Raw genomic sequence first — 12842 nt, 5'->3', positions numbered from 1 at the left:
TTAAAATTAAGATTTTAGCTAGCTGCATCAGCTTTGGCTTTCAGGCTTTGGGTCATCCCATTGATGTCACCGCCCTGAATGCCTAATTCATTCATCAGACTATCAATCAAAGGTGCCTGGCTACGATAACGCAAAGCACTATTCACCACCTGATCGGAGAGAGCAACATTGCTGCCTTCATGATGGGCATCTGCCTGGCAAGAACCTGCATGTGTACCATGTAGGCCATTGACTTGCAGAATCTTGATGTCATCAATGTTTTCCATCGGCTTAACACTTTCACGAATGATTTCAGGCAGGTATTTCAGCATAGCTAGGCGGATTTGCATTTCCACCTGTTCAGATGACAGTACATTATTTGCTTCATTCACTGCACGGGTACCTTCGGCATCAACCTGATACTGTTTCTCCATCGCTTGAGCAAGTAATACTTTCGCATCCGCTTCACCTTTGGCTTTTAAGCGAACTTTTTCAGCTTCGGCTTCAGCGGCTATACGAACCGCTTCTGCATCGTCGGCTGCTGCCTGTTTGCCAGCCTCTGCTGCAACGGTAATGGCAATTGCATCTTTCTCAGCCTGTTCTTTCGCTGCCACCAGTTCAACCGCTTTTTGACGTTCTGCTTGCTGGATCTGACGGACAGTGACGACTTCTTCTTCCGCTTTAACCGCTTGAGCACGTGCCTGATCAGCTAAAGCTTTGGCTTCAGATTCAGCACGGGATTTTTCTGCAATTGCAATCGCACGATCCTGTTCAGCCAGTTCAATGGTTTTCTTCTGTTCAACCTGTGCTTTTTGAATGAGCTGAGCTTTCTGAATGTTTTCATTTTCGACATCACGAGCTGCCAGAATGCGTTTCAGTTCTACTTCACGTTCAGCAGCAATACGGGCTTCTTCCGCTTCACGTTTTTTTGCAGCTTCCTGAGCTGCAATTTCAGCTAACTGTTCAGCGCGGCGAATCGAAATTTCACGTTCCTGTTGCAGTTTGGCATATTCTTCTTCACGGATAATTTGTAGACGTGCTTGCTCGGCTTCCAGATTTTTGGCTTTAATGGCCAGATCTGTATCCTGTTCAATATGATTACGCTTACGGCGACGATCTTCAATGGTTTCAGTGAGTTTGGTCAGACCTTCGGCATCGAACGCATTTTGTGGATTGAAGTATTTAAAGCCGGTTTGATCTAAGCCAGTTAAAGAAACAGTTTCCAGTTCCAGACCATTTTTGTGCAGATCTTCAGATACCACTTGCTGTACTTTTTGTACAAAGTCGACGCGTTTTTCATGCAGTTCTTCCATGGCCATTTCAGCAGCCACCGCACGGAGTGAATCGACAAATTTACCTTCAACCAGATTTTTCAATTCATTTGGCGACATGGTCTTTTGACCAAGCGTTTGTGCTGCCGTAGCAATCGAATCGGCGGTAGGCTTTACACGTACATAGAATTCAGCCATTACATCGACACGCATGCGATCACGGGTAATCAAGGCCTGATCATCGGCACGGCGGACTTCCAGACGTAGGGTATTCATATTCACTGGAATGATTTCATGTAGCACTGGTAGCACCAAAGCTCCGCCGCCTAAAATTACTTTTTCACCACCCCAACCGGTACGTACAAAGGAAATCTCTTTACTGGAACGACGGTATAAACGTGCAATGATTAATCCGAAGGTGACTAGGCCAACGAATATAATCCCCGCAATAGTCAAAACATTATATAAATCAAAATTTAGCATTGTTATAAAGTCTCTTTGGGCAAGCTTGATTTTTATAGGAAATTGGTTTAATTAAAGTTCAATAGCCTGAAAGCCATTTTTAGTTTTTTGAGTCAGAACCACTGTCTGACCTTGATTAAATATTTCATTGCGTTCAGGTTCGACCAGCACATAATGGGTCTTACCATGCTGATCCTGAACTTTGGCCTGAGCAGGGGAGTTAGCTTTGGCATCTCCAAGAATAATGGTAGCGGTTCGTCCGATCAGTTCATCGCTATAGATCGCGATGGTTTCATCCTGAGGCAGAATTTTGGCAGCAAGCACGGACAGCCCACGTACAATCGGCATGCATAAAAATAAACAGGCAGGGGAAATAATCCATGCATTTAAAAGCTGGCTGGTAAATCGTTCGAACAGGCCTTGGATTAATAATCCGCTCAGACCATAACTGGTCAGGAAAATAATGAGCCAGATAAAGAGAGGCAGGCGACCCAGATAAAGCCAGTCGAATACTTTATTGAGCAGGCCAGTATGCTGATCAACACCTACTTCCGGGTGAAGCGGTTCTTCAGGCAGAAATTGTTCGAACATATTTTGGGAGCCGCCTCCCAGCATCAGCAAGACACATTCCAAGGCAGCAAACATCAGCATCAGACTTAAACTGATACTAAATACAATGTTGGAAGGATGAGTGAACAGTTCCCACATGAGTTTCTGTCTCTAATTATGGTTTTATAGAAATTTTATGACCCTGTTAAAGATAACAGTTATTAATAAAATTGTAAGTAAAAAACAACAAAAATCCCTATCGGGATAACTTGATAAAACTAATATTTAACAACATGTGATGTATTTTTCTTAGCTACAAATAAATGTCGACTATTTATATAGGTGAGCGAATCTGAGGATTTATCTAAAGAATAGAAAAGCAATTGATGTATGTCTGCTTTTCTATCCCTATATAGATGTATAAAAAACTAAAGGATGGCGGTCTGGATACGGACTTTCATTTCTAGGGCTTGTTGCAGGATATAGCTCTTCATCCATTGCACCTGTTCGCCCATTGGATTGGTTTTTACTGCAGTCTCCAGAAATTTAAGTTCAGGCTGATTAAATAGTTGTTCGTCGAGAGCCTGTTCCAATACCTGAGTATTTGCAGACAAAGGTAAGGTCACCAAGAAGAATGCTTTAGGATAGTTATAGAAAGCATAAAGCAGGTTAAAAGCCTTTTGATCGCCTCTCAGATTGCCGGCACCTATTTCGTAACCTGCCTGCTGGTTGCTATAAGTCATACCGAGCAGGTATTCCCATTGACCATTCAGCTTACGCAGGCCAAACTGCACGCCAATCTGATCCGCTGTCAGTTCATGTTGGATATAAATGTTTAAAGGACTGCCATCTTCAGTATAGGGTTCCTGAAGAACCAAAATATGTTGCTGGTGCTGGTAAATAAAACCGGCAAGTTTTGCCTGTTCCAGACGGGATTTTAAAGTATCTAAATCAAATTCGTTATAAGGCATACATAGTTTATAAATTGGAAGAACTAATCCTACTCTAATTTTTTTTCACCACGATGTGAACTGTCCGTTTAGATGATTAATATATCATTTCATTGCTAAAAGTAATCTTCCAGAGTACTTTGACTAAACAATCAATTGTCTTTATTTAGCTAAGCTATCAGATTCATAAAAACTGATAGTTGATATTAGTGAATTTTTATATGACGTTTTAATATATGAATATCACAAAACAAGCAATCGTTATGAAAAGTTAATCACTATAATGAATATAAATTTTATAAAGTGTAATAACTACACGTGTAATACGCAGGTTGTCCATGTCATTAAATGAGGAAAGACTTACTCATCTTAAACAGCTTGAAGCTGAGAGTATTCACATCATTCGCGAAGTTGCTGCCGAGTTTGAAAATCCGGTTATGCTTTATTCAATCGGTAAAGATTCAGCAGTCATGCTGCATTTAGCATTGAAAGCGTTTTATCCTGCAAAACTTCCATTCCCACTACTTCATGTAGATACTGGCTGGAAATTCAAAGACATGATCAAGTTCCGTGACAACATGGCCAAAGAACATGGCTTTGATCTGATCGTGCATCAGAACAAAGAAGGTCGTGATGCGGGCGTAAACCCATTCGACTATGGTAGCTCTAAATATACTGACATTATGAAAACCCAAGGCTTGAAACAGGCTTTAGATAAATATCAGTTTGATGCTGCTTTCGGTGGTGCACGTCGTGACGAAGAAAAATCACGTGCCAAAGAACGTGTTTATTCATTCCGTGACTCTAAACACCGTTGGGATCCGAAAAACCAGCGCCCAGAACTTTGGAACCTTTACAATGGTAAAGTGAACAAAGGCGAAAGTATTCGTGTATTCCCATTGTCTAACTGGACTGAGCTAGACATCTGGCAATATATCTACCTTGAAAATATCAAACTTGTTCCATTGTACTTAGCGGCTGAACGTCCAGTCGTTGATCGTAATGGTACGCTGATCATGGTTGATGATGAGCGCATGCGCCTGAATCCAGGTGAAGTGCCACAAATGAAATCGGTTCGTTTCCGTACTTTAGGTTGTTACCCTCTGACTGGTGCAGTTGAATCAACTGCAACAACTTTACCGGAAATTATCCAGGAAATGCTTTTAGCGACCACATCTGAACGTCAAGGCCGTATGATCGACCATGATGAAGCAGGTTCGATGGAAAAGAAAAAGCAGGAAGGTTACTTCTAAGAGAAATCTCTCCCGGCCCCTCTTTTTCAAAGAGGGGAGAAAAAAGTCTCCCTTAACAAAGGGAGATTTAGAGGGATCAAAAGAAACCGATTTCAACGTATTTGTGGAGCTATGAGCGATGTCTCACCAATCAGAACTTATTAGCCAAGACATTTTGGCTTATTTGAAACAGCACGAAAATAAAGACTTATTGCGTTTCCTGACTTGCGGTAACGTGGATGATGGTAAATCAACTCTGATCGGCCGTCTGCTTTACGATTCAAAACTGATTTATGAAGATCAGCTGCAAGCGGTTACCCGTGACTCTAAAAAAGTGGGTACCACTGGCGATGCACCTGACCTTGCACTTCTTGTAGATGGTCTGCAAGCTGAACGTGAGCAGGGTATTACAATTGATGTGGCTTACCGTTATTTCTCTACTGAAAAACGTAAGTTCATCATTGCCGACACCCCGGGACACGAGCAATATACCCGTAATATGGCAACTGGTGCGTCTACTGCGGATCTTGCCATCATCCTAATCGATGCACGTTACGGTGTTCAGACTCAAACACGTCGTCACTCATTTATTGCGAGCCTGTTAGGTATTCGTAATATCGTGGTTGCAGTGAACAAAATGGACCTAGTTGAATTCTCTGAAGCACGCTTCAATGAAATTCAGGCTGAGTACAACAAGTTCGTGGATCAGTTGGGCGATCGTAAACCTGAAAATATTATTTTCACACCGATTTCTGCGTTGAACGGTGATAACGTGGTAAACAAATCACCAAATACGCCGTGGTACCAAGGTCAAACCTTAATGGAGACGTTGGAAACTGTAGAAATTACACGTAATACCAGCAAAGATGAATTCCGTTTCCCAGTTCAGTATGTAAACCGTCCTAACCTCGACTTCCGTGGTTTCTGCGGTACCATCGCACTGGGTGAAGTGAAAGTTGGTGATGAAATTGTTGCGCTGCCATCTGGTAAGAAATCGACAGTAAAAGAAATCGTCACTTTTGATGGTAATCTGGATCATGCTGTAGCTGGTCAAGCTGTTACTTTAACACTGAACGATGAGATTGATATTTCACGTGGTAACGTGTTGGTAAAAGCGGGCGAACAACCACTGATTTCACGTTCTGCTCGCGCGTCTGTAGTGTGGATGAACGATCAGCCGCTTGTCGTTGGCAAACTTTATAACGTGAAGTTTGGTACTCAAACTATCCCTGCGAAAGTTGCGAAAATTAACTACCGTACCAATGTCAATACATTGGAAAAACTACAAGTAGAGCAGCTTGATCTGAATGCGATTGCTGATGTCACTATCGAATTTGATGCGCCAGTGGTATTTGACCGTTATCAAGACAGCCGTTACACAGGTTCATTCATCTTCATCGACCGTCTAAGCAACGTGACGGTTGGTGCGGGTATGGTTGAAGCTGCAGTGGAATGGACTGCACATAACGAGCCTGTCACTGCTGAAGCACGTGCTGCACGTTTAGGTCAAAAACCTGCCGCAGTCACTGTCACTGCTAAAGCGCTAGAAAATGCTCAAGCACTTGAAAGCCTGTTGATTCAACAAGGTGTGGTTGCAATTGCGAAAGCGGGTCTGACTGCTGAACAGGTTGCGCTTGTTCGTGAAACTGGTGTAGTAGTGATTACTGACCTTACAGAAGGTACAGATGTGACTTACACAGCCGATGCAGTTGAAGAACTGGCTGAGAAAATTGTGGAATTGGTTCGTCTATAAGGCTGGACTGATTTAAGAAAAACCCGCTGTAAGGCGGGTTTTTTATTGTCTGAATTTTGATTGTTTGAAAATCATTCGAATAATAAAAATGTGATCTTTCAATTTATTCGCTGCTTTATACAATGATCTCAGATGGGGGAATGTATGAAAAAATTATTATTGCTAATTGGACTATGTGTAGCTTTTGGAGTAGAAGCCAAGTAGGGCAGCCAAAGTGCGGAAGCAATTAAACAGAAGATTATTAAGGAATCTATTGAGAGCTATCCGGGCAATTGTCCATGTCCTTATAATACTGCACGTAATGGCAGTCGTTGCGGTAAACGGAGTGCTTATAATCGTGCTGGAGGTTATGCGCCACTTTGCTATCCGGAAGGTGTTAGTGATCGGATGGTGCGAGAATATAAAAGTTAAAATTTAAGTTGAGGCACTAAGATTATAAATCATCTATTTTTATACATTTAGATAAGACAGTAACTATACAAAAGGTTCCTAGTTAAGTGTTGTAATCTCAACCGAGAAAATGGCTTTATAAGGCAGGATGTTTTTCACAAGTATTTCGTGCCTATTTTTCTTTTTAAATTTAACTTTTATTGCTTCACTTGAAATAAATTCAATATTATCTATGATAAGATATATCTTAATTAAATTTAAGATATATCTTTTTTATGTCTAAAACACCTCATTCTATCTTAACAGAAGAACGAGAAAGTCCCGCAAAACCTCGTAAACGCCTCTTTGAAGCAGGTGAAATGAAACTGCTCGTGCTGCATTTTATTGCTCAAGCGCCTAAGTACAGCTATGACATTATCAAAGATGTTGCTGCTTTGGTTGGGGGGGACTATAAACCGAGTACAGGCACGATCTGCCCGACGATTAACTATCTTGAAGAACAGCAATATACCCAAATGGTTATGAGTGCTGATGAACGCAAGCAATACCACATTACAGGCAAAGGCCGTGAACATCTTGAATATAGTCAGGAAACTCTTCAAAAAGTGCTTAGCCGTTTTGAAACCCGTCGCCGTATTCAAGAAGATGAACGCTATATCGATATCCATAATTCAATCGAAAACCTGAAAGTTTCATTACGATTCAAACTGCAAAATGAACTTCGTCCAGAGCAGCTCAGTGATATTGCTGCCCAGATTGAACAGGCTGCAAACAATATCCGTCAACTATAGGAGCAGGGTATGAAACAACATCAATATGAAGTGACTGTTAAACATCTGGCTGATGCTCAAGGTAATCCATCAACCTATACTGAGGAGCTACAGTTTCAGATAGGTAATCACGATGACATCTTTAAAATACTGGAAAAACTTCAAGCCAGTCAGTTGCTGGATTCGGAAAGCACCAAGGCATTTACTGTTGGTTTAAAACTGTTTAGTGAAGTCATGCTGGAAAATAAAGATTTGCAACTCTTCAAGGAATTCATGCCGCAATTTGCCCAGTTTATGAAATCCCTGAAACAGACAGTTAAAGCGCAAAGTGAAGGAAAGTAAGTATTCTAAAGGTCATTTATGAAAAAAAATCTCCCAAAATTTCACCCAAAACATCTGAACTGGTTAATGCCCTTGATTCTTTCCGGCATTATGAGTGGCGCGATTTCCTGTTTTAACATGCTGCTGAATAAAGGCTGGAGCAATGCGTTTATCTCGCTATGGCTACATGTTTGGGGACTGTCATGGCTGGTGGCATTTCCACTGATTCTACTTGTCTTGCCGCTGGTACGTAAATTCCTGATACAGTTTGTGCAGATGCCAGATCAATCTGCTAAATAAGAAATTGTTTATTCGAATCAGTCGGAATCGGAGGATTCATTTAGAACTTGAAATAAAATAGATTTCATTTCAGTTAGGCTTTTCACACCAGCAATACGGTGAATAATCTGCCCATTTTTAAAGATCAGGGTAGAGGGTAAGCCATAGACGTTATAGCGTAAGGTCAGAATCGGTGATTGATCGACATTGATTTTACCGAACTTAATTTCTGGATCATGCCTAGCATATTGTGTTGCCAGTGCCTCAAAAACTGGAAAATTCTGTACACAGGGCTTGCACCATTCAGCATAGAACCGGATCACAGCAAGGCCTTCAAACCATTCGAAGGCACTGTAATTATCTTCATTGTAGGTGATGACTGCTGACATGAATTTGCTCTCATCATTTCAAAATTAAGATTTAAACCAGCTCATAGTGAGTTCAGCCTGACCGGTATTCTCATCGATTCCTTGATTGATCATTTTAAAACCCTGCTTTTGGTAAAAATGAACTGCTGATGTATTTGCAGCATAGACATTTAAATGCAGCTGATCACATTGCCGTTTTAAGAAATCAACTAAACGGCGGCCATAGCCAGCACCTTGCTGCTCAGGATCAATGAAAAGTGCAGCTAAAACATTTTCCGATTTTAATAATGAAACAAAGCCAAGCACCGTATGATTTTCTTTAAGGACATAGTTTTCTGCTAAGGGTAAATATACCTCTCGCATTGGAAGCAGCTGATTTTCCCAATAACTAGCAGGAATAAAATCATGTGCCTTTAAAGAAGCTTTGAACCAGATTTCAAGAATGGCGTCGATATCCTCGGTTTTCGCTTTTGTAATTATTGTCATCAGTGGTCTTATATCAATTTACTAAATAGGCAGCTGATTATACATAAGTCCATGCTGCTTCAATCCATAGCATTTCTATGTTCAAATAAGTTCGAAAAATACGAAACGTGAATATTAGGGAAAGAATCCATGACGCAACATAGCATGCAACAAGTCATCATTACAGAACCGGGTGATGTAGAGAAACTCGCTTATGAAACCGTTGCCATCCCTGAACCTAAAGCAGACGAAGTGCTAGTCAAGGTACATGCTTTCGGGATTAACCGTCCGGATATCTTGCAGCGTCAGGGCTTGTATCCAATGCCTAAGGGAGTGACTCCGGTACCGGGTCTGGAAGTTGCCGGTGAAGTGGTTGCAGTCGGGAGTAAAGTAAGCCAGTTTAAAGTAGGTGACAAAGTCTGCGGTCTGACCAATGGCGGTGGTTATGCAGAATATAGCGTCGTGCCTGAAAGCCAGACTTTAAACATTCCTGAAGGTGTGAGTTTCGTACAGGCTGCGGCGATTCCGGAAACCTTTTTCACTGTTTGGGCAAATGTGTTCCAGATGGGTAAGGCTAAGGCAGGAGAGACTGTACTGATTCATGGCGGAACTAGCGGAATCGGAACCACGGCCTTAATGCTGTGCAAATCTCTAGGCATCAAAACCTTCGCGACAGCAGGCAGTGATGAAAAAATTCAGGCGATTTCACATCTGACCACAGGAATCAATTACAAGACCCAAGACTTTGAGCAGGTCATCAATGAAGCTACGGATAATGCCGGTGTAGATGTGATTCTGGATATGGTGGGTGCGCCGTACCTAGAGAAAAATCTGAATCTGCTGCGTCGTGATGGTCGTCTGGTGTATATTGCATTCCTGGGCGGCGCTAAAGCTAAGGATGTAAAATTGGGTCAAATCATGATGAAACGTTTGACCATTACTGGTTCTACCATGCGTGCACGCAATACGGCTGAGAAAGCTGAAATTGCCCAAGGCCTGAAAGAGCATGTGACACCACTCTGGGCAAAAGGCGAATGTTTACCGATGATTTATAAAACCTTCAAGTTTGACCAGATTCAGGATGCGCATGCAACGATGGATACGGGTGAACATATTGGTAAGATTGTGGTGGAAATCATCTAATTATTCTTGTGATAGAAATACTAAAAGCCAACTTTTGTTGGCTTTTATTTTGCATAAAAAACGGTAACTAATTTAAATTAATTGCTTGAAATAGGGATATAAATTTTAAAAAATGGTAAAAAGTGTCGATTGTTCGACACAACCTGTCAAAACCGAGGAGTAAATTAGCGCTTAAATATAATCTGACTAAATTGTTTGGTATTAGATGAAATGTCACGTATTAAAAGGAAGTATATTATGAAGATAGTGTCGACCCCTTATACGCATGAACATGGCTTTCGTGCATTGAAGCGTTTGCATAAAGCGATTATCCGTAATCAGTTACTTCGTTCCGACTTACACAAGCTGTATCAAGCCATGTTGCATCTGGAACGCTATATGGAACGGCTGAGCCACTCAGCACCGAAACCACACTACAAACGTCGTAAAAAATCTTAAATACCCCTTGCCTATTAGCCTTAAGTTGAAGTGAATAACTCTAATCTCCTTTTTATTTGGCTGTATAATTTTCCCATAATTTAAAAATTCTAAGCAGATGATTCATTGTGCTGCACAAGCGGCATGAAGAGGGTATTTATGAAGGACAATGCGTCAACGCATGAGCGCCTCGCAGACCGTTTGGCAAATATTTTAACCAAACTTAATATAGGGCATCAGTTGAGTGTACAGGAGCTGGCACGAGAATTTCAGGTCAGCACTCGTACCATTGAGCGTGATTTTGTTCGTCTGAATGCGTATGTGCCGCTCATACAGGATGAAAATACCAAACGCTATTATCTTGAGCCTTCATATTTAGGGCGTTTCAAGTTACAGGATATCCAGAATTTTGCACAGTTGTCCGGAATCAGTGAGCTGTATCCGGCACTGGATATGTCTTTTATTCGTGAATTGTTGGATGAGCGGGCAAATCAGGTATTTTCGGCAAAAGGCTATTATTTTGAAGATGCCAAACAGTTTGCCGAGCATTTCAAGTTGCTTGCAGGGGCGATTTATAAACGGCAGCAGATTGAGCTGCAATATTCCGATCAAGCACGAATCATCCAGCCATACCGGTTGATTCATCATCATGGCATCTGGTATCTGGCCGGTGTCACTGAAGCTGAGCTCAAAACCTATCGTTTAAGTCAGTTGCAGGAAGTCAAACTGGTTCTTGAAAATGAAAGCTTTGAGCATGATCCTGAAGTTCTGAAAATGCTGGCAGATGAAGATAGCATCTGGTTTGGCCAGCAGAAACAGCAGGTTTTGATGAAGGTGCAACCTGAAGTCACGGTATTTTTTAAAGAGCGCCGTTTATTTCCGGAACAGCAGATCGAACAGGAATCAGAGTGTGGAGAATTATTGATTAGTTGTCAGATTCGTCATGAAATGCAGTTGCTGCCACTGGTACGTTACTGGCTACCGCATGTAAAGATCATTGAGCCGATTCATTTTCAGGAAAAACTGGAACAGGATCTGGAAGGTTATTTACGCTCTGCTGGATAATATTTTGAAAGTAGAGCAGGTTGGCGAATGCTAATAAAATTCTATTGAGAATTAGATTTAGCAAATTTCAGGCATAAAAAAACCAGCTTTCGCTGGGTTTTTTATTTACACCATCTTCAGGAGTAGAAGAATGGTGCCCGAGGCCAGACTCGAACTGGCACGCTTTGTGGGCGGGGGATTTTAAATCCCCTGTGTCTACCGATTTCACCACTCGGGCTTTAACAAGATTGGAGGCGGAGGTCGGAATCGAACCGGCGTCCACGGAGTTGCAGTCCGCTGCATGACCACTCTGCCACCCCGCCGCGTCTTGTTGATGCGTATATTATCAAGCTCTGAAAAAAAAACAATAGGATATTCATTTGTATGCACATAAAAACAGCATATGGCGGAAAATATTCAGAATTATCATGTAGAATGTGCAAAATTGATTCATATCAACACTTGGGAGAAGTGCCGTGGCATTAGTTCTAGACGGTCGTGCATTGGCGAAGCAAATTGAAGCTGACTTGTTAACTCGCGTAGAAGCGCTAAAAGCAAAATCAGGTCGTACTCCAATTCTTGCGACTATTTTGGTGGGTGACGATGGCGCATCTGCAACTTATGTGCGTATGAAAGGTAATGCTTGCCGCCGTGTTGGTATGGATTCATTAAAAGTTGAGCTTCCAAAAGAAACAACTACTGAAGAATTGCTGGCTGAAATTGAAAAGTTGAATGCAAATCCAGATGTTCACGGTATTCTGTTACAACATCCGGTTCCTGCACAAATTGATGAACGTGCTTGTTTCGATGCAATCTTGCTTGAAAAAGATGTAGATGGTGTGACTTGCCTGGGTTATGGTCGTATGGCGATGGGTGAAGCAGCTTACGGTTCTGCAACGCCTGCAGGTATCATGACCATCCTGAAAGAAAACAATATTGAAATCGCAGGTAAACATGCGGTAGTGGTTGGTCGTTCTGCGATTTTAGGTAAACCGATGGTAGCAATGTTACTTGAAGCGAATGCTACTGTGACCATTTGTCATTCACGTACTCAAAACCTGCCTGAATTTGTAAAACAGGCTGACATCATTGTAGGTGCAGTAGGTAAAGCAGAACTAATCCAGAAAGACTGGATCAAACCAGGTGCAGTGGTTGTTGATGCTGGCTTCCACCCACGTGATGGCGGCGGTGTAGGCGATATTGAATTAGTCGGTATCGAAGAAATCGCTTCTGCTTATACACCAGTTCCGGGTGGTGTAGGTCCTATGACGATTACAACTTTAATTCGTCAAACTGTAGAAGCTGCTGAGAAGGCTTTGGGTTAATTGAAATTTAATTAGTTACGGCGGAGTCGTATCGTTGTGACTATTAAGATGTAAGAAGTTCATTTGTTACTTTTGTTTCGGCAAAAGTAACCAAAACCATTTGTCATTCGTAGAACTCGTCATA

The 12842-nt window shown here is 41.7% G+C and carries 14 protein-coding genes, 2 tRNA genes and 1 pseudogene; 10 read left to right on the top strand and 7 right to left on the bottom strand.

Going from position 1 to position 12842, the window contains the following annotated elements; all coding sequences use genetic code 11:
- Positions 1-14 precede the first annotated feature (14 nt).
- From C3F22_RS09665 to C3F22_RS09655, 3 genes are all read right to left on the bottom strand, one after another.
- Positions 15-1733 carry a flotillin family protein gene (locus C3F22_RS09665; RefSeq protein ID WP_104426438.1) on the bottom strand — a complete coding sequence of 573 codons (1719 nt, stop codon included), beginning with the start codon at positions 1731-1733 and terminating at the stop codon, positions 15-17.
- A gap of 51 nt (positions 1734-1784) precedes the next feature.
- Positions 1785-2420 carry a YqiJ family protein gene (locus C3F22_RS09660; RefSeq protein ID WP_005234626.1) on the bottom strand — a complete coding sequence of 212 codons (636 nt, stop codon included), beginning with the start codon at positions 2418-2420 and terminating at the stop codon, positions 1785-1787.
- A gap of 269 nt (positions 2421-2689) precedes the next feature.
- Positions 2690-3232 (bottom strand): hypothetical protein, encoded by a 543-nt coding sequence (locus C3F22_RS09655; protein ID WP_104426437.1) that lies wholly within the window; start codon positions 3230-3232, stop codon positions 2690-2692.
- Positions 3233-3549: 317 nt separating this feature from the next.
- Between C3F22_RS09655 and cysD the strand changes: the two genes are divergently transcribed.
- From cysD to C3F22_RS09625, 6 genes and pseudogenes are all read left to right on the top strand, one after another.
- Positions 3550-4464: a sulfate adenylyltransferase subunit CysD gene (gene cysD, locus C3F22_RS09650; RefSeq protein ID WP_104426436.1), complete on the top strand. Its 915-nt coding sequence runs from the start codon at positions 3550-3552 to the stop codon at positions 4462-4464.
- 118 nt (positions 4465-4582) lie between these two features.
- Positions 4583-6196 carry a sulfate adenylyltransferase subunit CysN gene (gene cysN / locus C3F22_RS09645; RefSeq protein ID WP_104426435.1) on the top strand — a complete coding sequence of 538 codons (1614 nt, stop codon included), beginning with the start codon at positions 4583-4585 and terminating at the stop codon, positions 6194-6196.
- 144 nt (positions 6197-6340) lie between these two features.
- A pseudogene (locus C3F22_RS18560) lies at positions 6341-6607 on the top strand (hypothetical protein).
- A 254-nt stretch (positions 6608-6861) separates the two neighbouring features.
- Positions 6862-7377, top strand: coding sequence for a PadR family transcriptional regulator (locus C3F22_RS09635; protein WP_104426434.1), 516 nt, complete (start codon positions 6862-6864; stop codon positions 7375-7377).
- 9 nt (positions 7378-7386) lie between these two features.
- Entirely contained in the window at positions 7387-7698 is a 312-nt protein-coding gene (locus tag C3F22_RS09630; protein WP_104426433.1) for a DUF3861 domain-containing protein, read from the top strand.
- An 18-nt stretch (positions 7699-7716) separates the two neighbouring features.
- Positions 7717-7977 (top strand): DUF2798 domain-containing protein, encoded by a 261-nt coding sequence (locus C3F22_RS09625; protein ID WP_104426432.1) that lies wholly within the window; start codon positions 7717-7719, stop codon positions 7975-7977.
- A 17-nt stretch (positions 7978-7994) separates the two neighbouring features.
- Here C3F22_RS09625 and C3F22_RS09620 read toward each other — a convergent pair whose 3' ends face one another.
- Together C3F22_RS09620 and C3F22_RS09615 are read right to left on the bottom strand one after the other, a co-directional pair.
- Positions 7995-8345, bottom strand: a complete 351-nt coding sequence (locus C3F22_RS09620) for a thioredoxin family protein (RefSeq protein ID WP_104426431.1) — start codon at positions 8343-8345, stop codon at positions 7995-7997.
- A 24-nt stretch (positions 8346-8369) separates the two neighbouring features.
- The gene (locus C3F22_RS09615) at positions 8370-8810 is read right to left on the bottom strand and encodes an N-acetyltransferase (protein WP_005234657.1); all 441 of its coding nucleotides are present in this window, start codon (positions 8808-8810) and stop codon (positions 8370-8372) included.
- A 129-nt stretch (positions 8811-8939) separates the two neighbouring features.
- On the opposite strand from C3F22_RS09615, the gene C3F22_RS09610 reads away from it, so the two are divergent.
- From C3F22_RS09610 to C3F22_RS09600, 3 genes are all read left to right on the top strand, one after another.
- Positions 8940-9932: an NAD(P)H-quinone oxidoreductase gene (locus tag C3F22_RS09610; RefSeq protein ID WP_104426430.1), complete on the top strand. Its 993-nt coding sequence runs from the start codon at positions 8940-8942 to the stop codon at positions 9930-9932.
- A 237-nt stretch (positions 9933-10169) separates the two neighbouring features.
- Positions 10170-10370, top strand: a complete 201-nt coding sequence (locus C3F22_RS09605; RefSeq protein ID WP_004782944.1) for a hypothetical protein — start codon at positions 10170-10172, stop codon at positions 10368-10370.
- A 138-nt stretch (positions 10371-10508) separates the two neighbouring features.
- Positions 10509-11414, top strand: coding sequence for a helix-turn-helix transcriptional regulator (locus tag C3F22_RS09600; RefSeq protein ID WP_104426429.1), 906 nt, complete (start codon positions 10509-10511; stop codon positions 11412-11414).
- A 131-nt stretch (positions 11415-11545) separates the two neighbouring features.
- Here the strand turns inward: C3F22_RS09600 and C3F22_RS09595 are convergent.
- Positions 11546-11631 (bottom strand) — tRNA-Leu (locus C3F22_RS09595).
- An 11-nt stretch (positions 11632-11642) separates the two neighbouring features.
- A tRNA-Cys gene (locus tag C3F22_RS09590) sits at positions 11643-11716 on the bottom strand.
- A gap of 153 nt (positions 11717-11869) precedes the next feature.
- Between C3F22_RS09590 and folD the strand changes: the two genes are divergently transcribed.
- On the top strand, positions 11870-12718 hold the full coding sequence (folD, locus tag C3F22_RS09585) for a bifunctional methylenetetrahydrofolate dehydrogenase/methenyltetrahydrofolate cyclohydrolase FolD (RefSeq protein ID WP_104426428.1): 849 nt from the start codon (positions 11870-11872) through the stop codon (positions 12716-12718).
- Positions 12719-12842 lie beyond the last annotated feature (124 nt).

The organism is Acinetobacter sp. ACNIH1, assembly GCF_002934695.1.
Lineage (GTDB): Bacteria > Pseudomonadota > Gammaproteobacteria > Pseudomonadales > Moraxellaceae > Acinetobacter > Acinetobacter variabilis.
This window is presented reverse-complemented; position numbering and strand designations above follow the sequence as displayed.